Below are 22738 nucleotides of genomic sequence, written 5' to 3'. Positions count from 1 at the left end.
ATTTAGTTGGCGAAAGCAGTAGCTATGGTCAATTAAATCGTCCAAAGCAAATGAAGAAGAAAAGCCGTAAAAAGGACTTTGAAATGGATATGGGTATAAGAAATAAGTCAAAAGCCTGGGTAAATGAGTTTTTGTTCATCAGAGGTATGATTTCTGGGCCAGATGGAAGTCCGTTATACCTATACCACGTGACTGATGAAGAATTTGCCTATCTGCCGACTTTATTGAGACAGACTTTGCCCGATATCGAGAGTCCCGTGCATTCGGTATATTGGTCGGCTGCTTTCTGTCTTTTCGTTGCTGAAAAATATCGCAGAGAATACGACGGCACCAACCTTGGATGGTCTTGGGAGGGATTCGAGAAACCGCTTTCAATCAAGCTTCCAAGTTTGCGTCATTCAGAAATTGTCAGAAAAGGTCTTGAGTTTTGGCGGCGTCCAATTCGCTTGAGAACCAATGGTCATGATTATCTTGGCTCTCTGTTTGATGAAGGGGGATTACCCTGGCGCCTGATTCAGAGTGACACGCACGGCTTCGGTCGGGCTGTTCGTGGGACGATTTCTAACTATTATCGAGTCCAGCAGTTAGGCGGCGACATAGCTTCGACTGTGTCGAATTACGCCCAGTATTTTCCGCAGACATTCAGGACCCATGAAAAATATCTATTGATCGCATCCATTGTTGAGTGGCTGATGGGAATTGCAGAAGCCCATCCCATTGCATCAATTGAAGATCCGACCGATTACCTTGACGAGAATGCACCCGACTGGCGAAAGCTTTCCCCTCTCCCTGTGAGTGAGGGTAATGCGCGCAATCTCATCAATGAATGGCTTAAAGATGCGGGCAAGAGTCGGTCTGAGAAAAAGCGGATTGAAGCAGACGAGAAAAACTTTACCTGTGATCACTGGTTAAAAGGCACCTATGAAAATTGGGCGATCGAAACAGAGGTATTTCTGCCTTCAGAACTTTCGATTTCGCTTGAAGGTGCCCCCATTCAGAGCACCAGGGTAGAGGTCGCTTTCTACGAAGGCGATGAACTGCTAAGGCGATCGGGAATTGTTCATGGCAAAGTGAATGACGATCGTTCACAGATTACGTTAAAGATTAACAACCGAGCAATTCGAGTTAGCCGGGTGAATCCGGAGCTCCCTTTGACCGTTCAACTTCTATCGAATGGACAGCGAATCGATGCCTTCTATTTCGAGGGAAGCGAAGTCGATTTTGTATCATTGCCCCTAATTTTCATTGAGGACGGAGAGCAGTTAAAACTAGCCTCAATAGCGTCTACAACCCTGGCGGCTTCATATGCGTTGGTGAGAGTGCCCCCGGCGATGAGCTCTGAGGACTTATCCAAGAGTGAGCTGTTAGGAAGTGATCAATTGGGAGCAGAATGGATCCGCGTATCGGAAGATATCACGTTCGTAGGTCCGGATTCGCGAGTGGTTTTGCGGTTTGACCCAAATGCAGTAATCACAAAGCCAACTCTGGCCGGAACGGTGTCGTTGTACGACACACTTCCCAATATTGTCTATAGGGGCTGGCCAAACCTCAGGGTTTCTGGAAATGACGACAACCAGTGCATCAGTCTGCTCGCCAATGGCAAACCCCTGGAATTCGATTATCAAAAAAATGAAATTGGCAGTTTCGGTCTGAGCGCCGTTGCGAGGGGAGGAGAAACCGTTCTTCGCCGAAAGATTGGTGTTATACCCAAAGATCTGCGAGTAATTTCGGTTCCCGCTTCCACTCACAGCTCCGCCAAAATAATTCTGAGGAGTGGGAGGAAGCTTGCGGTTCGTATACTTGATGATGCTATACGGGCCGAAACTCAATTAATAGACGATGGTTGTGAGATAACCCTGGAGCCGATTGCACGAGGGCAAGTTCCCCAAAAGGTTAGCGTTGCGCTCTCTGATGGCCTTAATCCTGGTGATCCAGTGATTTTGAGATTACCTTATCCAAGGACTGGGGCTCAGCTTTATGACGATGTGGGCACTGAAGTTAAAGGTGGCTTGATATCCCTCGATCAGCTTATAGGGATGTCTATGACGCTGACACCAAAGCCCGACACGAGAGAACAATTCTTTGTTTCTCTTGAGCTTGTGTGTCCGCACCTTCCCAATTTTCGTCGTCATTATCCTTTCACGGTGAATGCCCAGGCGCAAAGAATTAGCCTCTATGCGTTCGAGGAAGATATTCAACAGATGTTGGGAACAACGTCCAATCAAGACGCATTTGTTCGCATTAGTGTCGAAACAGATCGCATCCTAAAACAGCTCAATATCGTTCGTTACGATGCCCGTCTTGAGGGCCCATCACCGGCAGGAAGGCTCGAAGTAGTTACAGATACTCTATGTGAATCAGAGAACTCAGTCAGAGTATCTGGTATGCGACTCGACGACCCCCGGGCAATTCCAGTTGAGGTTCCAGAGAGGGTATCCCAGGGCGTTGGAATGGGGGTATTCGAAATCCCACCGAAAATGATGAAAAACGGTCCTTGGTTACTATTTCCGCCGGCTGAGTCCAACGTTAAGTTCCGGCCAACGGTCTGGGTTACGGAGGACTCTGCTAACACATCCGAATCTCATGTAAACACCCTGCATTCGGCCGCCAAAGCATTTCACCCAGTGCACAATCCTAATGCTTTTGATCAAGTCATCTCGGCGATGGCCCGGGATTTCTCACACAGTGGTTGGGATTATCTTCGTGCCCTTAAAGAGCAATACAGCGCTTTGCCCTTGTCGGCATTCGAGAGTTGGAAGGCCTTGGCGAACAATACTTCCGCGATAGCTGCGGCAGTTTTTCGGCTCGAGTTTGATCCTGCATTTTGTCGGCGGTTGAGTAATGAGCTTGCGGTAATTTGGGAGACTGTAAGTATCCAATCATGGATCAAAGTTCGGAGTGCTCAGATAAGTTTTCTCGTCGACCAGGGAATACCTGAGGATTTTTCAGAAAGGTTTGTAGCAGATCGGATCACAAATGTCGCGAGCATGATTCCCTGTTTTATGCATCTTACAGAGTATTTGAAACAGCCCCATGACGCGAACTTGCAGCAATTGCCTTATTTTTTGGTCAAAGGTTGGTTTGAAGATCTGCGACGCCATCATGCAGACGACCAGAGGTGGCCCGAATGGTTCAAGGTGGAGCTCACAAACTGGGTTCACCAGCAGAACTTCCCGACGGAAATAACGACACTCCCCGATGTTGGTTTTTCGAGGGCTGTGGCTTACTTGCCTGTATTTATGGCGGCGGTGACCGCAGGAAAAGCGAGGTTTACGGATGTTTCAGAATCGCTTCCGGAACTGAGGTTTGCTGTTCGGGTTCTTTCGGACTTCGACCGTGACGCTTGGTATGAACCTACCTATTCACTGGTACTCTCAAATCTTTTGCTCGAAACAGTAAGGAATCAAAATGAGTGGTTATTTCAAGGATCTCATTAACCAATCACTAGAGCGTACCCGGGAGTCCACGCTCAGCATCTTGGGCTTGGCTGACCCCGGATTGCGAGCCCATTTGGCAAAGCAAATGAGCAACCAGTTGGGCGAGGAGGGCTGTTTTCTCGCGCCACCGGTCTTCGAGCACACGTTTGGATGGGAGCCGGGCAATATTACCTTTAAGGCACTGGAGGGCGAACTGCTCAGCAGTGAAGTTATCTCTGCTTTGTCCGATGCGCCCAACGAAAACTATCGGTTTGACCCGAATATAAAACCGTATACGCATCAGTTGACTGCCTGGCGAACTTTGCTCGCTGAAAAACCACAGTCTGCGGTAATCACCACCGGGACAGGGTCAGGTAAAACCGAGTGCTTCATGATCCCGATCTTGCAGGATCTCGTCAGTGAATATCAGCAGACAAGGAAGCCACTTCAAGGCGTGCGAGCCCTGTTCCTTTATCCTCTTAATGCGCTAATCAACTCTCAACGGGAACGTCTTGACGCCTGGACTCGGCCATTCGATCAGAACATCAGGTTCTGTCTTTACAATGGCAACACTAAAGAATCTAGAGCCTCCGTTCGGAAAGAACAAAAAGAGGCTCCCAATCAAACCCTCTCACGGGAGGAGCTGAGGGAGCATCCGTCGCCGATTCTAATGACTAATGCGACGATGCTTGAGTATATGCTCGTCCGTCAGGTGGATGATCCAATCATTCGAAAGTCACGGGAAGCGCAATCTCTTCGCTGGATTGTCCTCGACGAAGCCCACACCTACATCGGATCTCAAGCCGCTGAGCTCTCTCTGCTGCTTCGTCGTGTAGTCGAAGCCTTTGGCCGCGAAGCCTCAGATATCCGGTTTGTCGCCACATCTGCGACCATCGCTGATGAGAAGGCTGAAGAAAGGTTGAGAGAATACCTTGCAGGTCTGGCTGGTGTTCCTTTGCGCCAGGTTGTAGTGATCGGTGGTCAGCGTCAGGTTCCGGAAATTCAGTTTGACGGCGATGACAGCGGCATGTCATTGACACAGTTAAAGTCGATCGAGGAGGGAAGCACAACCTCGGCCAAGAGATTCGACGCCCTTTGCAAATCCAGAACGGCACAGCTGATACGGAATACGGTAGTCAACTCACCGAAGCCCGTCAGCCTTAACGATCTCTCCGGCTCTGTGGGGCCTCTGTTGGTTAGTAAAGATGGTGTTCAACAACAGCAGGAACTATTGGAATGGTTGGATTTGCTAACCGACACCAAACCGTCGGATAAAAAGGAGCCATTCCTGAAATTACGGGCTCACCTGTTTCAACGCATGCTTCATGGTCTCTGGAGCTGCGTAAACCCCGGCTGTTCTGCAAAATCCGGAGATCTGAAAAACTGGCCATTTGGCCAGGTGTATGTTCAGCAGCGCGGGAAGTGTGACTGTGGTTCGCCCGTGTACGAAGCCGGTTTTTGTGACGACTGCAAAACACCTCACCTGACAGCTGAGCATGCCCATCCGTACCTGCGTCAGGCCAGTCCCTATGTCAGTGATGAGTTCTCACTGCAGGAGGATGACTCAGATGACAGTGGCATTTCGGAAAGAGCTGGAAGCTCATTAAAAGGGCGCACCGTCATTGCGCCCACGCCCCATGAAGCCTTCGTTTCTGAAGATCTGGATCTGGACACAGCAGAGCTTGGAAAGCTGGATGCCGAAAACAGCATTACGATATCACAGGCCGATGAACGTGATGCGATCTGCGTGAACTGTGGTAGCGCTGGAAAACCAGCAGGGGGATTTCTGCGCAAGTCGTATTTAGGGGCGCCTTTCTACGTCAGCAACGCAGTGCCAACAGTTTTGGAGTTTTGTCCCGATCCATCTCGTGAAGATTGTGACGGTGCCTCTCCGGAATCCCTGCCAGGCCGGGGCCGTAAACTGATCACCTTTACCGATAGCCGCCAGGGCACCGCTCGCATGGCGGTGCGCATGCAGCAGGAGGCGGAGCGATCGCGCCTAAGGGGGCTAGTATTTCAGATACTGAGAAATAAGCAGGCAAAGGCTGACGCCGGCCCTAAAAATGCTCCGACGGCTAGCTATGAAGAATTAATACAGCAAGCAGAGCAGCTTGATAAAATGGGTCTGCACGCTGCTGCTTCGGGGGTAAGGTCTGAAGCTGAGAAACTCAATAGTGGGGGGAGTTCAGAGGACCGTTTGGAGGTTCACTGGCCTGAACTGGTCGAGGATCTAGCCGCTACGAACGACCTCAAATATTCAATTCTGGATTACAACCGCTACGCCAACCCACAGTTGTTCAAAGGCAATGAGGGCAGCTATTCCATGGCGCGAGTTCTCCTCTTGCGCGAATTCGCCCGCCGGCCCAAAAACCAGAACAGCACGGAAACGCTGGGTCTCGTGGCTGTTGGCTACAAAGGCCTGGAGCAGGTCACCAACACGCCAGACTTCTGGACGGAAACTCAGGCTCCGTCGGCAGATGGCAAAAGCGAATCCCGGCTAACCCTGGACGACTGGAAAGATTTTCTGAAAGTTTCCTTGGACTTCCACGTAAGGGAAAATACTTTTCTCCGGTTTGGCGAAACGGAGCGTTCATGGATGGGCGCGCGGTTCGCGCCGAAAGAGCTATACGCTCCGGGCAGCGATGTCAGTGGCACCAGAGACAAGGCGTGGCCTCAGTTTCAAAAGGGTTCGCAGTCGCGCTTGGTCAAGGTGCTTTCTCTCGGAACAGGCTTGAACACCGAGTTGGAATCGCACCGAAACAAGCTGAACGGTTGGCTCAAGGCCGCCTGGCAAGCATTGGTAAAATCACAGATTCTGCAAACTCAGGGTGGGGGTTATGCGCTTTCCCGCGAAACGCTGACCTTTTCTCTGCCCAAGTCGGCTTGGGTATGCCCGGTTACAAACCGGCTTATCGACACTACATTCCGTGGGTTAACTCCCTACTTGCCCAACAAGGCCGAAGTAGAGAAGTATCGATGCACAAGAATTGATATGCCTGAATTCACCTCGCTTGCCCCGGAAGGGGAGACGGAAGGTGTGCTCCGGTCTATCCGAAACCGCGTTGCGGCAAATGACGTTGTTGCGTCTCTTCGTGAGCAAAACCTCTGGACGGACATTTCAGATCGCACCGCTGAGGGCGGCTTTTACTATCGCACCGCCGAACACTCCGCACAGCAAGCTGCAGAGCGCCTACAGAGATACGAGGATGATTTCAAAAAAGGCAAGATCAACGTTCTCAATTGTTCCACCACCATGGAGATGGGCGTTGATATTGGCGGTATTTCGGCTGTAGTCATGAATAATGTGCCGCCCCACCCAGCCAACTACCTCCAGCGAGCGGGTCGGGCCGGCCGGCGTAGTGAGCCGAGAGCCGTTGCCTACACTCTATGTAAACCAGATCCCCACAACACCCGGGCCTTCCAGAATCCTCAGTGGCCCTGGGTAACGGCCATTCCAGCTCCGGTGATCACTCTCAGTGCGGCGCCGCTGGTACAACGGCACGTGAATTCTTTCCTGCTAGCGAACTTCCTCAAGTCCGAAACGGACAGTGAGGATGATCGCACCCGATTAAATGTTCATTGGTTCTTCGGCGGTAATCCCTCGGTGTGTGAAAGGTTTGTCGATTGGCTGGATACACTGGCCGCCGGATCAGCAGAAAACAACGTGGTGAAAGGAGTTGGCCGGATCACTCGAGAAAATACCGCGTTATCCGCCACATCCTTTGCCGTGTTGGCAGCCGACTGTAAAGAAGCGATCCAACGATTGTCATCATCCTGGCGGGAAGAATACCGTCGCCTCAATGAACGGCATCGCGAAGCGTCGGATGACGCATACAAAAAAGCGTTGGAACTCGAGAAAAAGCGCCACGAAGAGGAGTACTTACTGCGCGACCTGGCGGCCCGCGCTTTCCTGCCGGGGTATGGCTTTCCCACAGACGTAGTGAACCTCAATACCTACAACGTCGAAGATTTCATCAATAAGACCGCCCGCAAACAGGAGAAGTCCCGAGAGGACAACATCTTTACTTACAAAGAAAAACCATCAAGGGGCCTACCGATCGCCATCCGCGAATATGCTCCTGGAGCCCAGGTTGTCATTGATGGCCGTGTATACCGCTCTGCCGGTGTGACCCTGTATTCCTATTACGACAGCGCGCAGGGTGGGGCACAAAAGTTCGATCTGGCCTGGAGTTGTCAGACATGCGGTGCACATGGCTACCGAGAGTATGCCTATGCGAACAGTGATGAGCTGTCATGCACACAGTGCCCCAACATGATTAACCCGAAATACGTCAAACGGGTCCTCAGACCGGCTGGCTTCACCACGGATTTCTACGATTCGACGAGTAACGACGTTACTTCTCAGAAATTCATTCCCGTTGAAAAGCCCCGGATCAGCGTAGATGAGAATGTGATTTCACTGCCTGACGAACGCTGCGGTTTCATCAGATTCGGCGAGAAAGGGCATGTCTTCCATCACTCGGGTGGAGAAAATGGAACCGGATATGCGGTATGTATGAGCTGCGGGCGCGCAGATTCCATGTCTGCCAATCACGAGAAGCCGAAAGACCTTCAGCCTGACAAGTTTCACCGGCCCATTGGAGGAAATGCGGGTAGCCACAAAGAGAAAGATTGTTCGGGCGAGCAGGTTATGGCCGGTATCTACCTTGGGTACCAGGCTCAAACTGATGTCCTGGAACTCATACTAAAGAGTCCGATTACCGGTGAATGGATACCGGCCTCAGAAGACGGCCGGGTCATTGCCACAACCCTGGCAGTCGCGCTGAGGGATACCATTGCAGACCAGCTCGGCATTGCGACCACTGAAATGGGCTTCGGGGTCCGGCAAGACAAAGACCTCGATACAGGAGCAACCCGTTACGTCATCCAGGTATACGACGACGTTGCCGGTGGCGCGGGCTTTGTTCTGACGGGATTAGAGAATCTGGCAGAACTCATCGAAAAGATGCTCAAAAAGCTTGAATGCCCGGCCAACTGCGACAATGTCTGTGCGGCCTGCCTTGCCAGCAAAGACAGCCGGGTGGAATTCGACGAGCTGAACCGTAGGGCGGCACTGGAATGGGTCGCTCACAGCGGTATCAGAGACCATCTTTGTTTACCTGAACCTTTCGCTTCTGTTCCCGGCGCAGCCTACTGGCCGTATGATCCTGAGCGATTTGTCCGGCATTGGATTAACAAAGGTGCGAAAGCTGTCTCATCGCGTCTAAAAGGAGACCCCAGCGAGTGGGATCTCGGTAACCCTGATTTTCGCCGGAAACTCATGGGATGGCGTGCTATTGATGGCTTGCGAGTAACTCTAATCTTGCCGAAGGGCACAACGTTGAGTGAGGAGATTAAACAGGAGCTCGCCAATCTCGGCCGATTCGGTATCGACGTCTCAGAAACAGACGAGGATCACCCAAATCCAGATATAAGAATGCCGCTTCAGTTCGAGCTTGAAAAGGACGGACTCGTTACTCTGATTACCAACAGTACAAACGCCCAGAGTCCCGGTGAAAACTGGCTGAGTGGCGATGATCAGGCCTTGTGGGTCTATTCACATCAGGAGCCTGTTTTCTCAGCCAGCAGCTTGGATATGGCAGGTTGGTCGGCTCAGCCTAGCGGCGCAGCTGTGGTAGAGCTGACCACTGAACTGAACGGCTCAATTCAGGATTTGGCTCGAAACTTTTGGAGCATACTCAAGCAAAAGGCTCCGAGTTATGCGGAAGCCATTGATCAAGAAAAAATTGTTTCGCTGCAGTACGAGGATCGCTATCTCAAGTCACCCTGGGCGGTAGTAATGCTCGCCAACATCCTGAAATCGTTGGAGATAGGCGATGAAACATCATTGTCTGTTATCACCATGCCCGGAGATGGCCGCCGAGATAGCCGAATGGCGTGGGACGATTGGGTAAACCCCGAAACGCAGCGCGTCGTTTCGGGTGCCTTTCTTCGCGCTGTTTTGGGAGCCAAACAGGTAGATTTCCAAGTCAACAATGATAGGCGCGAACTTACCCACCGTCGGGTACTCAGTATTGGATTGGCCTCGGGGCGTACGATCAAGTTGGCTTTCGATCAGGGCATGGGCTACTGGGAAATGAAAGCCTTCCGCCACGATCTGAAATATTTCAATTTTGATCTGGGCCTTGAAGCACAAGTACAAAGAATGTTGGAGCTTGATAAGGATGGTCGGTTAGTCAATGCCGGTGGCTGGGCTACGGATATTACGATTTACGAAGACAGTAGTATGGATCATTAACGAAAGGACTCATCTATGACGAACGATGCACATGAACGAGAGCAGGACCCGGCGGATGTCGGGGTTGATGTTAGCCGTGGACTAATTATTGATCAGCCGTGGATAGGAAAAATTCTCAGGGGAGAGAAAACCTGGGAAATGCGAAGCACCCGAACATCAATACGAGGCCCTATTGCCCTCATTGAAAAGGGTAGCGGTACTGTTGTCGGCGTGGCTTCAATCTTGAGCTCCTTGGGTCCTATGTCTCTTCAAGACATCTCTAACAACAAGTTAAAACACAGGGTCGGCCCAGAGATCTACACGCAGCACGACTACAAGTGGAATCATGCCTGGGTGTTAGGGGAGGTTAGGCCTCTCTCCCATCCAGTAAAATACCGTCATAAGCCGGGGGCAGTAATCTGGGTGGAATTAGATGCCACGGCCAGGGAGGCCCTTCAGAAAGCGTTTATAGGAGCTGGTCCCAGCCGGAGCAAAGCGGTTTCTGACTCAATTTCAGCAAGGGTTCAAGTAAGCACTGAGAAGCAGGTACCCTATGCGAGGGATGGCAGTTCGTTTTGCAGAGATAGCTGCAACAGAAACGGATATTTTACCGTGGGCGAAAAAGGATCAGAGCAACGCTTTGCCGATTATTTTGCTGCACTTGAGTATCTAGAGCGGATGCCAACCGCAAAATGGCGGAGGCCGAACCCTAAAGGTAACTGGGGGATCGTAAGTGCCATAGGCTGGAAAGATTCTGTAGGCCTTGACCAGCAATGATGGCGGGAAAAAACAGAGTAGAATAAAACAGTTAGAACATGCAACAGACACGAATTCTGTTGGCCGCTATGATGGGTAGTTTGTAACTGACTAATAAGTTCATGGATGGCGAAATACGTGCATAAGACCCTGATAAGCTGGATTGGAGGCAATGACTTAAAGGCTGCGGCTTCTGACCAAAAAGTCCCATCGGGGCCTATCCGTTCGACGCTTAAAAATATCGATGTCGACGCGGTTCAATTGCTCTTTTCCTATCCCCGCTCAGAGGTGGAGCCATACCTTTCTTGGCTGAAGAGCGAAGTTGATATTCCCATCCACGCCACCGAAGCCAAACTCAGTTCTCCAGTCAATTTTGGTGAGATCTATCTTACAGTCGAGCCTCACCTGAAACGGCTTTCGGCCGCAGAAACCGAGTTGTCGCTTTTGCTGAGTCCAGGCACCCCTGCCATGCAGGCCGTTTGGATACTTCTGGGCAAAACCAGATACCCAGCTATTTTTTACCAATCCTCACTGGAAAGGGGAGTTGAGAAGGTAGAGATACCTTTTGAGCTATCCGCAGAGTTTGTTCCTCCGGTTTCCGAAATTTCAGATGCGAAGTTCCGTGCGCTGGCTGATTCCAGGGTACCTATCAATGCCGCGTTCGATAATATTGTCACCCAGAACCCGGGGATGCTCTTGCTAAAACAGCAAGCGCAGGTACTAGCGGAGCGCAACGTGCCAGTCCTGATCTATGGTGAGACAGGTACAGGAAAAGAGTTGTTTGCCCGGGCCATCCATAATGCCAGCCTGCGTCGTGAGAAGCCCTTCATTGCATTGAACTGCGGGGCCATTCCGGAAGACCTGATTGATTCAACGCTCTTCGGCCATAAGAAGGGGGCCTTTACCGGTGCGGTTGCGGATCGCCCAGGTGTGTTCCAGCAGGCGGATGGCGGCACGTTATTTCTAGATGAGTTTGGTGAACTGTCTCACCAGTCTCAGGTTCGGCTGCTTCGTGTGCTGCAGGAAGGCCGATTGGTCCCGGTCGGCAGTGACAAAGAACTGCCTGTAGATGTGCGCATCATTACAGCGACACACCGAAACCTTTTAGAAGAGGTCGCAGATGGCCATTTCCGGGAGGACCTTTTCTACCGTGCTGCCGTTGGCGTTTTGCACCTACCACCCCTTCGCAACCGTGAAGGTGACCTTTCGTTACTTGCAGATATGTTACTCAAAGCTCAAGGTGAGCAGGATTCAGTATTTGCCAGTAAGAAACTTTCTTCCGATGCAAAAAAAATTATCCTCCAGCATCCGTGGCGTGGGAATGTCCGGGAGCTCCAATCAACTCTGGTAAGGGCAGCGCTCTGGAGCGCTGGGGTGAACATAACCGGCGCCGAATTACAGCAGGCACTGTTCACAATGCCAGAGCGTGAGCCCGAGCTGCTAAACCATGATGTGAGTCAAGGTGTTGATCTAAATGATCTAATGGGAGAGCTCGCGGCGCATTATATCCAGAATGCGATGGCTCACACCGGGCAGAACAAAACGAAGGCGGCCAAACTTCTTGGCTTGAAAAGCCAGCAAACCTTAAGCAACTGGATCGAAAAATACGGAATCGAACAATAATGGCATGGTCCTCGCATTGGGATCAGCATGAGCAGAGTATCTTTTATGAAATCGGTCAATTTTGAGTTTCTTCGGCCAAAGTACGACGTCCTGGCAAATCTTGGTGGTTTGGCAGAGGCCGTTCTTCACGTCGACCCCGGCAGCGCCCTTACAAGGCTGCGCAGCTTTGCCGAGGAGATGACCAAGACCATCTACAAAGAAGAGTCTCTGCCGAGATTGCCTCAGTCCAGCTTCTATGAGTTGGTTAAAAATCCGGTATTTGCTGATTGTGTCGATAAGTCATTGATCCATCAGATCAACTTTCTTCGTGTTCAAGGCAATGATTCCGCACATGGTGCCCAGGGAGATTTGCGAAGCGCAAAGATGGCGCTCTCAACCGCACATCAGCTGGCGGGCTACATGGCGCTCACCTATTGCGGGGAACCAAAGGAGAGTCTGCCATCTCTCAAAGAAATCCCAGATCCGACCAACACCATTGTTGAGCTCAAAAAGTCGGTCTCCAGCTACAAGAGAGATATAGAAAAGCAGCAGGAAGAGCTCGATCGAGTAATGGACGAACTGGACCGTGAGCGCGCCAAGCAGGCAGAGGCGTTCAGGCCGCCAGCTGAACCTGAGCAGCAAGCCCGTAAACAGCGAAGCCAGCAGGCGGCTGACTCCCTCCAATGGAACGAAGCCAAGACCAGAGCTCAGCTGATCGACGCAATGCTGGTGAAGGCGGGATGGGACATTGGCAATCCTGCCCAGGTTGGCCAAGAAGTAGAGGTAAAGTTCCCAGATAACCCCTCAGGGAAGGGCTATGTAGACTACGTTCTCTGGGGCGACAATGGGCAGCCATTAGCGCTGGTCGAGGCCAAGAAATCTGGAACGGTTAACCTTCAGGCTGGCCGCGAGCAAGCTCGCTTGTACGCCAACTCTTTCGAGTATATGGGGTTCCAGCGCCCGGTCATCTTCTACAGCAATGGCTATGAAACCTTTATCTGGGACGACCACCAATACAACGCCTATCGCCCAGTCTATGGGTTCTACAGCAAGGAAAGTCTGGAGTACCTGATTTACCAGCGCCACTATCGCGCTGCTGAACTGGAGCGCTTCAATCCGGAGCTCAAGATTGCAGACCGTCCCTACCAGATTGAAGCCATCAAAACAGTTGCAGCACATTTCCAGAATCAACGGCGCAAGGCGCTGATCATCCAGGCAACCGGTACGGGCAAAACGCGCGTAGCCATTGCCCTCGCTGAGCTTTTGTTGCGAACTGGCTGGGCCAAGCGGGTTCTGTTCCTGTGTGACCGAAAAGAGCTGCGTGTTCAAGCTGATGATGCGTTCAAGCAAAATCTGCCGAGTGAGCCGCGCTGCATCATCGGTGAAACCCGCCAGATTGACGAATCCGCACGCATTTACATCGCCACCTATCCCGGAATGATGAACCGGTTTGCTCAGCTGGATGTGGGCTTCTTCGACCTGATCATTGCCGATGAAAGTCACCGCAGTATCTACAACAAATATCGCGATCTGTTCGATTACTATGATGCCTTGCAGGTCGGTCTTACCGCGACACCGGTCAAGTTTATCAGCCGTAACACCTTCGACATTTTTGATTGTGAAACCACAGACCCAACCTTCGAGTTTGGGCTGGATGCGGCGATCAATAACGAGCCACCCTATCTGGTGCCGTTCCGGGTAAAGGACCTGACCACCGAATTCCTTCGCGACGGTATTCACTATACCGATCTGACGCCCGAGCAACAGCAACAGCTGGAAGAGGACTTGGGCGAGGAAGAGGCCCGCAATACCAGGATTGCCGGAAAAGACATCGGTCGAAAAATTTTCAGTGAGGAAACAGATAGGGTCATCCTGGAAAACCTGATTAAAAACGGTATCAAAGATGAAACCGGGTCACTGGTTGGGAAAACGATCATCTTCGCCCAGAGGCAAGACCACGCAGAGCATCTCGAAAGGGTGTTCTGCGATATGTACCCCCAATACGGTACCAAGGTCTGCAAGGTTATCCATAACGACATTCCCCATGTGGATAGCCTGATCAAAGAATTCAAAAAACCGGATAACGATTTCCGAATTGCCATCTCCGTCGACATGCTCGATACCGGCATTGATGTGCCTGAGATCGTTAACCTCGTCTTTGCCAAGCCGGTTAAATCCTGGGTGAAGTTCTGGCAGATGATTGGCCGAGGCACACGCTTGCGTCCAAACCTGTTTGGTCCCGGACAGGACAAAACCGAGTTCCTGATCTTTGATCACTACGGCAACTTTGATTTCTTCGAAGAGGAATACAAAGAGCCGGAAGACACCGGCAGCAAGTCACTCCTCCAAGCCACCTTCGAGGAACGATTGGCCCTCGCACAAGCGGCCCTGAAGCAGAATCATGCCGCCGGTTACGATGTTGGTGTACGCCTGCTCAAGGAAGACATCAATGACCTGCCGGATGAAAGTATTGCCGTTCGCCGTAACCTGCGAGTGGTTCATCAGCTCCAGCAGACGGATCTGTTGGACAAACTGGATGCTAGAACGCAGCACCTTTTGGCCGAAACCATAGCCCCGCTTATGTCCAGCCGGGTACTTCGGGATAAACACGCCACAGCGCTCGACAAACTCATGGCAGAGATTGAGCGCTGCCTGGTGGAAAAGGCGAGCTGTTTCCAAGATGGCAAAACGGCGCTCATAGCCGAAGTCGAGAGGCTAGCAGTCAATATCCAGGCCGTTCGTCAGAAAGACAAAGTAATCGAAGAAGTAAAAAGTGCCTCATTCTGGGCGGATCCCAGTATCGCAAAGCTGGAAAATGCCCGGTTGGAGTTGCGTGGCATTATGAAGTATCGGAAGTCTCAGGTTTATCCTGGTGCCGGTACGCAAACTACGAAAACCAAGGATGGGGAGGTCTGGATCAGTGAGCGCGAGGTCTACATCACCGGCGCAAACGAAGCCATGATCTACCGCCGGCGCTTGAAGGGTATTCTCGATAAGATGCTCGCAAACAATCCGATTCTTCAGAAAATCCATAATGGCGAAACAATCGCCGAGTCTGATCTCAAATCGCTGACATCCACAATCCTAACCACGAACCCCGGGGTCAGCCTAGATGTACTGAATCAGTTTTACGGACGCACGGCTGACCAGTTGGATGTCACGGTCAGAGAAATCATTGGTCTTGATCCCCAGGCAGTCGAGGAACACTTCAAACAGTTCCTTCATGCGCACCCGACGCTAACTGCTCAGCAGGTACGGTTTATGAACCTGCTGAAAAACTACATCGCCCAACATGGCTCCATCGTCGTCGAAACCCTTTACGATGCGCCGTTTACCTCAGTCTCCCACGAAGGAATCGACGGTGTTTTCAAACCGGATGATGTGGGCGAGTTGATCACCGTACTGAAACCTTTCCTGAAACCAGAAGCACCAGCCACAGAGCTACAGGGATAACGATGCAGAATATCCAATGGACCACAGAACTGATCGTGATGGCCAGTCTGATTGGCGCTGTGTTGGCAGGGTTGGGCTTTTTGCTGGCATCTGTGCTGCAAGGCCGTAAGTCTACCCGGCTTACTACGCAACTGGAGCAACTTCAGGAGGACCTGGAGCAAGCGAAGGCACGTGACGAAGCTGCCCAGACTGCCATCAAAGAGCTCGAAGCCTCTGTGCATGAAAAGGATCTGGCAGAAAGCCGCTTGCAAGCGCAACTCACCAGTGCCCAATCCAACGAGCAACGGCTTACCGGTGAGCTCCAGAGCCAAAAAGATGAGCTTGCGGCTGCGAATGCGAAGTTGGAAGAATCGCGCCACCGTCTCCATGAGACAGAGAAACAGCTGGAAAACGTACAGGCAGATAACCGTGCCCATCAGGACCGAGTAGAAGAACTTCGTCAGCGACTCTCACGCTCAGAACAGGATCTTCAGGCAGAACGGGAGCAGGTCAGTCAGCTGAAAGAAAGGCTCGCAGAAGAAGGGAAAAGGTCGCGAGCCTTCGAATCTTCAAGCTTGGATGCCAAAGAGCAACTGAAGGAAACTAAGGCAAATCTGCTGGCTCAACAGGATAAATACGCCGAGCTTCAGGAGCGCTACCAGTCCCTCAGCGGTGAACACACGGAACTCAAAACCACACTGGAGCGCAAAGAAGAGCACTTCAAAGAACAGATGCAGCAACTGGGTGAGGCCAAGCAATCCCTCACCAAAGAGTTCGAAAATGTTGCGAACAAGATCTTCGAGGAGAAAGGCAAGACCTTCACCCAAACCAGCCAGAGCAGCATCGACAGCATGCTCAAGCCCTTCCGGGAACAGATTGAAGGGTTCCAGAAGCGCGTGAACGATGTCCATGAATCTTCGGTGCGCGGCCAGACGGAGATGAACGCAAAAATTCGCGATGTTCTGGAAATCGGCATGAAGATGAGTGCTGAAGCCAACAATCTAACCTCCGCTCTGAAAGGCGACTCCCAGCAGCGGGGTGCGTGGGGCGAAGTTCAGTTGCGTAGAACCCTGGAAATGAGCGGCCTGATCGAAGGCGAGCACTACGACGCTCAGGGCGAATTCAAGGACGCGGAAGGCAAGAAGAAACGCCCCGACTACCTGATCCGCCTGCCCGACAACAAACAGATCATCATCGACAGCAAGGTTTCCCTGGTTGCATACGATAAAGCGGTGGGCGCGGAAACACCTGAGGAGTCACGCCTGGCGATGGATGAGCACGTTAAAGCGGTTAAGCGCCACATCGACGATTTGAGCAGCAAGGATTACACCAGCCTCATCGGCATGCGTAGCCCCAGCTTCGTATTGATGTTCATGCCCATAGAGCCCGCCTACATCGAGGCCCTTAAGTACGACAAGGGGCTATTTGAATACGGCTATAGGCAGAATATCGTACTGGTCTCGCACACCACTCTGATTCCCATTCTGCGCACAGTCTCCAATCTGTGGATGATCGAGCGAAGCAACGCAGAGGCCCGGGAAATTTCCGAGAAGGCCGGGGAGATTTTCAACCAGGTCTGTGTGGTTGCTGACCGGCTGAATAAGCTAGGCGGCACTCTGAAAACTGTAAGCAACCATTACAACAACACCGTTACGGCTCTGGCAGGCCAGCAGGGTCTATACGGCAAGGTGGATCGTTTTAGCCAGCTCTCAACCAAAGTCAGCAAATCCTTGCCACAGATCGAGCCTGCCCATACAGACTTCGAGTCTGAGCGCCTTGCTCTGATTGTTGAACCGCTCGATGAGCCGGAAGAGCAGGAGCAAGAAATGCTGGAAGAGCTCGGCTCTGATCAGCAACTAACCAATCAAACTGATACTCCGTCTGAGGAACCGGAACAGGAAGCCTCAGATGCAACATCGAATGAAGAGATCCATTAAATGCTCACAGGTCAATTACGCAACGACATCGACAAGCTCTGGGAAAAGTTCTGGACCGGGGGCATCACCAACCCCCTGACCGTCATCGAGCAGATCAGCTACCTCATGTTTGCCCGCATGCTGGACATGCAGGAAGAGGTGGCCGAGCGTAAGGCCGCGCGAACTGGCAAATCCTTCGACCGGTTGTTTCCGGATACGCCGGAAGGCCAGCTTCTGCGCTGGAAGAATTTTCACCATATGAGCGGTAAGGAGCTGCACAGGCATCTGAAGCTTCATGTATATCCGTATTTCGCCAGCCTCGGCCAGCACTCAGAGGAAGAGGGGCTTGGAACAGAAGGCAGCGCCGCCCAGGCACTGGGACACATCGGCGAATACATGCAGGATGCGGATCTGGAGATTAAGAACGAATCCGTACTTGTCTCAGCGGTCGAAATGGTCAACAACCTGCCGCTCACCCAGAGCGACGTAAAGGGGGATATCTACGAATACCTGCTGAGCAAACTGACCACGGCAGGTATCAATGGCCAGTTCCGCACCCCCAGACACATCATCGATGCGATGATCGAGCTGATCGACCCGCAGCCCACCGACATTATCTGCGATCCCTCCTGCGGAACAGCAGGATTCCTGGCTCGAACCATGGAGTACCTGAACAGAAAGTATTCCAGTGAAGCGGGAACCTTTACCGATGAAGAAGGCAACCTCCACTACACCGGGGACATGCTCGAACCCTATCGGGATCACATCAACAAGCAGATGTTTTGGGGCTTCGACTTCGACACCACCATGCTGCGCGTGAGCAGCATGAACATGATGCTGCACGGGGTGAACGGCGCCAACATTCTCTACCAGGACAGCCTCAACAAATCCATCAAAGAGCATTACCCGGAGCAGGAAGAAGACTTCTTCGACGTCATCCTCGCCAACCCCCCTTTTAAGGGAACGCTAGACGAAAAAAATGTTAATGCCGACGTGCTCGGTTTGGTAAAAACGAAAAAAACTGAGCTTTTATTTGTGGCGCACATTCTCCGTTCGCTAAAACTTGGTGGGCGCGCAGCAATTGTAGTGCCTATTGGTGTTTTAGAGGGTGAGTCGAACTCTCACGTACAGCTTCGTAAAGAGCTTTTAAATCATCAAATAGAGGCTGTTATATCATTGCCTCATTGGGTTTTCAAACCTTACGCAAGCGTAGCAACGGCAGTTATAATTCTAACGAAAGGAGGAAATACTGATAAAGTTTGGTTTTATAGAGTCGATAATGATGGCTTCTCCGATGGATCGAATAAGGTACAGATCGATGGGTCAGAAATTCCAATGGCAGTTGAACTGTTTAAAAAGAGATTCAACCGTTCTTACAGGGAGGTTAGGAATAAGCATAGGTTTGTAAGCCTGGAAGAAATAGTGGATAACGAATTTGATTTTTGCCCAAGTATTTACCTGAGAGACTATCGGTACCCTGAAGGTATTCCACTGAAGAGGTTGGATGAAATTTTCGAAATATCGAAAGGTCAGCTAGGTGCTTCGGAGGCAATGGATAGTGGGGAGTTTGACTTTGTAACAAGTTCTTCCGAGATCAAGCGGTGCAATAGATTTAGTTTTGATTGTAAAGCAATTTGTATCCCGCTGGTTTCTTCTACCGGCCATGGGCATGCAAGTATAAATAATATTCATTATTATGATGGTAAGTTCGAGGCTGCAACAATTATTGCTGTTTTAACACTTCGAGACGATTTGAAGGATGATTCAATAATTGAGTATGTTTATGCCTACCTTCTAACTCATAAGGATCAAGTTTTGGTTCCTTACATGAAAGGTTCCGCTAATGTATCGCTAAATACGACCCGACTTGGAAAAATAAAAATTCCTATTCCAGGAAGGACCCAAAGGATGAGGATTTCAGAGGATATTTTAGGTAAGCAAAATGAGATAAGACGGTTAAAAAGAGAGCTGAAAGTAGCGATTGATGATTTTGAGGATGTAAAATCAAGCGTTAGAAACATGTTGTAAATTTGAAAGGTAATTCAAATAGTCGTGCTGTAAAAGTCTATGGCTATTAAATAGGTGCGAAAGAAAATGGATTTATTTGATAGCTTGAAGCTGACCATTACCTTACCTGAGAAGCGCGTTCTTGAGTTGAAGAGTGGTCAAAATTCAGTGGTTCGGTTGCTTGTTCGATCACATTTGTGTGATGTTGAAGTAAAGGAGTCAGCATTTGACGGCTATTTTGAATTAGCTACCGAGCTTCCACCACCGTTAAATGTAATGTATCTGAAGAACTCCCGGTCAAAGGGACGGTGCCCAACCGGCGTGCCGGTTTTAACAGGTAAACAAGCGTTCGATATTGCTGAGTTGTCTCCCGAAACTGATTTGGTTTGGGCTGAATTCCCTGATGAACTCGATGGCATTTCCCCAAGAGAGATTGTCCGTTCTTGGGGTGGGCAATTTTTGTTTAAGGAAGAAGATTCGGAGCAAAGTGTTCTGGGACTACGCCGCCCCCAGCTAGGCGCTCTGCATGCGATATCTGCATACTTTGCTACTGATCGAGAAGTAGATCCCGCAACAGTCGTTTTACCAACTGGGACAGGTAAAACTGAGACTATGTTGGCAACCATGATCTATCAAAAGTGCGACTTGGTCTTAGTTATCGTCCCGTCCGATTCACTCCGAACCCAGATTGCAGGCAAGTTTTTGAACTTAGGTTATCTGCCCGAGTTAGGGATTGTGCCTGTAGGTATCAATTTACCCGCCGTCGCAATCATTAAATCAGGAATACGCACCACGGAAGCGGCCGATAACCTTGCGAATACGGCTAATGTTATCGTTGCAACCACCAGCGTTCTCTCAGCTTCAGAGCCAGAAGCTGTCGACCGACTTTGCGAGCGTTGCTCTCATTTGTTTGTTGATGAAGCCCATCATATTTCTGCTAAGTCTTGGCTAGAGGTTCTTGAACGTTTTCGAGGCAAAAAGGTTCTTCAATTTACAGCCACACCCTTCCGTAACGATAAAAAAGCCTTGGGTGGTCGGGTTATCTTTAACTACACCATGGGGGAAGCACAGCGCGCTGGATATTTTACCCATGTGGATCTCCTGCCGGTTGAAGAGTACTACGAGGATCGGACTGATACTGAAATAGCCGCAGTGGCTGTGGAACGCTTGCGAGAGGATCTGGCCCAAGGATTGGATCATCTTATGATGGCTCGAACGTCAAGCAAGTCTAAAGCGGAGGCGCTGCTTTCCGTTTACGAGGGCATTGCTGCGGATTTAAAGCCAGTCGTAGTGCACTCTACCTACGGAAAACCGGAGATCAGGAGACGACTTGAAGGCCTTTTGGCAAGGAAGTCCAAGATTGTCATTTGCGTGGATATGCTCGGCGAGGGCTATGATTTGCCTAATTTAAAAGTCGCAGCCTTGCATGACCACCACAAAAGCCTGGCGGTAACACTCCAGTTCATTGGTCGTTTTACGAGAGTCAGTCGCAAGGAACATTTGGGCAAGGCAAGTGTTGTGATGAATGTTGCGGACCCTGATGTGGAGGGTGACCTACAGAATCTGTATTCCCAGGGTGCGGATTGGGATAGTGTCTTGAGGCGCTTATCCGAGAATCGCATTGAGCGCGAAGTCCGACTCCAGGAGGTTGTTGATTCGCTGAAGCAGGAAGGTGATTTGCACAAGCAGATATCCTTGTGGAATCTTGAACCTTCCTACACCGCGACGCTGTTTCGGACCTCATGTGAATACTGGGAGCCTGAGCGCTTCGTTGAGAAACTACCCAAATTTGATGAGTATTGGCATGCCATCTCATCCGATGAAAACTTGCTGGTGGTACTCGCGATCCAATCTGCGCCAGTGAAATGGGGATCTTATAAGGACCTCAGAGACACAAACTTCAAACTACTCATCGCGCATTGGGACAAAGAACGAAATGCCCTTTTCGTTTTCTCCAATGACTATAAAACTTTTCGTGTGGAAGCTTTGGCTGAGGCGATAGCTCTAGGTCAGTGCGAACTGATTAGTGGCGATCAAGTCTTTAATGTCTTTAACGGAATTGAATACCCGTTAGCCCGCAATCTCGGGACGGCACAAGAAGGCGCCATTAGTTTTACGCAGTATTTTGGTCCAAATGTAACCGAGGGATTATCGCTAATTGAGTCAGAACGCTCCAGCTTGAGCAATATCGCAGCTTTGGGGTATGAGTCCGGAAACCGGGTCGTGTGGGGCTGTTCGCAGCGGAAGGGAAAGGTTTGGTCACCACAAAAACGTGGCTCGATTGCTGATTGGTGTGCTTGGGCCAAAAAAGCGTGGGATAAGGTCATTTCTGCGCAGCCTGCTGAACACAATTTTACTAAGAATTTCCTGAGGCCGGAGCGGATGCGCGCTCCTCACCAGAGCTACCCGTTGTCAGTGCAGCTGGGAGAGCAGTTGTTAACCGCCTTCGAGGATAAGGTGGATGTATTTTTTGGTGAGGTCTCCGTGCCGCTTTTCGCAGTGGATGTGGAAACAGACGGGCGAGAGCAAGATGGCAGCGTTAGAATTTCTATTAGCTGTGACGCAGAGACTTCTATCTATAAGCTTGTCATCGACGATGAGGCCACGACTAAAGGCTATGATTACGAGTTAGTAGATGGGCCCGAAGTCGCCATTCAGAAAGGTGATTCGGATGCCGTTTCTTTGCCCGAATACATGGTGTCTGACCCATTTACCATTCATTATGCTGACAGTGCGTTTTCCTACAACGCTCAGATTGTCCATGTCCGTGAAAGCGTTGGCTTGTACAGAAAGGACGACATAGTTCCTTTTGACTGGCAAGGTACCGACATCCGCGTTGAATCAATGGGGTATGGACAGAATGATCGTTCCATCCAGTGGCGTTACTTTATGCACATCTGCAATGAATATGATCTCATTATTAACGATGATGGATCTGGTGAAGCTGCCGATTTGGTTGCATTGAAGATGCTGGATGACGGTATTCTTCTTACTCTAGTCCACCTGAAATATTCTAATGATGATGAGCCAGGCGCTCGTTTAAAGGATCTTTACGAGGTTTGCGGCCAGGCTCAGCGCAGTGTGCGTTGGAAGCATTTGAACTTGAATTATCTTTACCACCATATCAGACGACGAGAGGAGCAGTGGCGCCCTCGCGGCTATTCACGTTTTCTTAAGGGCGGCATTAAAGATCTTGCAGCCTTTAGGGACAGATCTCGTACGACCCCTCTTAAGTTTCATATTGAAATCGTCCAGCCTGGGTTGAGCATCAAAAAGGTTAATGAAGAAGGCCTGAAGTTGTTAGGAAGTACTGCTCTTTATATCAAGAAAACAACGATGGCAGAGCTGTCCGTAATTGGCTCTCAATAAAG

At 50.6% G+C, this 22738-nt stretch carries 8 protein-coding genes; all 8 read left to right on the top strand.

Going from position 1 to position 22738, the window contains the following annotated elements; genetic code table 11:
- The first annotated feature begins 50 nt into the window (after positions 1-50).
- The 8 genes from QPL96_RS02305 to QPL96_RS02270 all read left to right on the top strand — a co-directional run bounded on the left by QPL96_RS02305 (position 51) and on the right by QPL96_RS02270 (position 22736).
- A complete protein-coding gene (locus tag QPL96_RS02305) occupies positions 51-3437 on the top strand; it encodes an STY4851/ECs_5259 family protein (protein WP_303285313.1) in 3387 nt (1128 codons plus the stop codon).
- Positions 3409-9675: a DEAD/DEAH box helicase gene (locus QPL96_RS02300; protein WP_303285312.1), complete on the top strand. Its 6267-nt coding sequence runs from the start codon at positions 3409-3411 to the stop codon at positions 9673-9675. Before QPL96_RS02305 ends, QPL96_RS02300 begins: the two co-directional genes overlap by 29 nt.
- 15 nt (positions 9676-9690) lie before the next feature.
- The gene (locus QPL96_RS02295) at positions 9691-10431 is read left to right on the top strand and encodes an ASCH domain-containing protein (protein ID WP_049756966.1); all 741 of its coding nucleotides are present in this window, start codon (positions 9691-9693) and stop codon (positions 10429-10431) included.
- A gap of 105 nt (positions 10432-10536) precedes the next feature.
- The gene (locus QPL96_RS02290; RefSeq protein WP_303285311.1) at positions 10537-12033 is read left to right on the top strand and encodes a sigma-54-dependent Fis family transcriptional regulator; all 1497 of its coding nucleotides are present in this window, start codon (positions 10537-10539) and stop codon (positions 12031-12033) included.
- A 45-nt stretch (positions 12034-12078) separates the two neighbouring features.
- A complete protein-coding gene (locus QPL96_RS02285) occupies positions 12079-15465 on the top strand; it encodes a DEAD/DEAH box helicase family protein (protein ID WP_303285310.1) in 3387 nt (1128 codons plus the stop codon).
- Between the two features lie 2 nt (positions 15466-15467).
- Entirely contained in the window at positions 15468-17381 is a 1914-nt protein-coding gene (gene rmuC / locus QPL96_RS02280; RefSeq protein WP_303285308.1) for a DNA recombination protein RmuC, read from the top strand.
- Positions 17382-19388, top strand: a complete 2007-nt coding sequence (locus QPL96_RS02275; protein WP_303285306.1) for an N-6 DNA methylase — start codon at positions 17382-17384, stop codon at positions 19386-19388.
- A 66-nt stretch (positions 19389-19454) separates the two neighbouring features.
- Positions 19455-22736: a DEAD/DEAH box helicase gene (locus QPL96_RS02270; protein ID WP_303285305.1), complete on the top strand. Its 3282-nt coding sequence runs from the start codon at positions 19455-19457 to the stop codon at positions 22734-22736.
- Positions 22737-22738: the final 2 nt, after the last annotated feature.

The organism is Marinobacter sp. SS8-8 (assembly GCF_030540945.1).
Lineage (GTDB): Bacteria > Pseudomonadota > Gammaproteobacteria > Pseudomonadales > Oleiphilaceae > Marinobacter.
Note: the sequence above shows the minus strand (reverse complement) of the source record. Positions and strands in the feature narration are given on the sequence as shown.

What these genes read in the sequence shown, in the direction of transcription:
- QPL96_RS02275 (WP_303285306.1), top strand. Translation starts at nt 17,382, where the DNA reads ATGCTCACAGGTCAATTACGCAACGACATCGACAAGCTCTGGGAAAAG.
- QPL96_RS02300 (WP_303285312.1), top strand. Translation starts at nt 3,409, where the DNA reads ATGAGTGGTTATTTCAAGGATCTCATTAACCAATCACTAGAGCGTACC.
- QPL96_RS02295 (WP_049756966.1), top strand. Translation starts at nt 9,691, where the DNA reads ATGACGAACGATGCACATGAACGAGAGCAGGACCCGGCGGATGTCGGG.
- QPL96_RS02270 (WP_303285305.1), top strand. Translation starts at nt 19,455, where the DNA reads ATGGATTTATTTGATAGCTTGAAGCTGACCATTACCTTACCTGAGAAG.
- rmuC (WP_303285308.1), top strand. Translation starts at nt 15,468, where the DNA reads ATGCAGAATATCCAATGGACCACAGAACTGATCGTGATGGCCAGTCTG.
- QPL96_RS02285 (WP_303285310.1), top strand. Translation starts at nt 12,079, where the DNA reads ATGAAATCGGTCAATTTTGAGTTTCTTCGGCCAAAGTACGACGTCCTG.
- QPL96_RS02305 (WP_303285313.1), top strand. Translation starts at nt 51, where the DNA reads ATGAAGAAGAAAAGCCGTAAAAAGGACTTTGAAATGGATATGGGTATA.
- QPL96_RS02290 (WP_303285311.1), top strand. Translation starts at nt 10,537, where the DNA reads ATGGCGAAATACGTGCATAAGACCCTGATAAGCTGGATTGGAGGCAAT.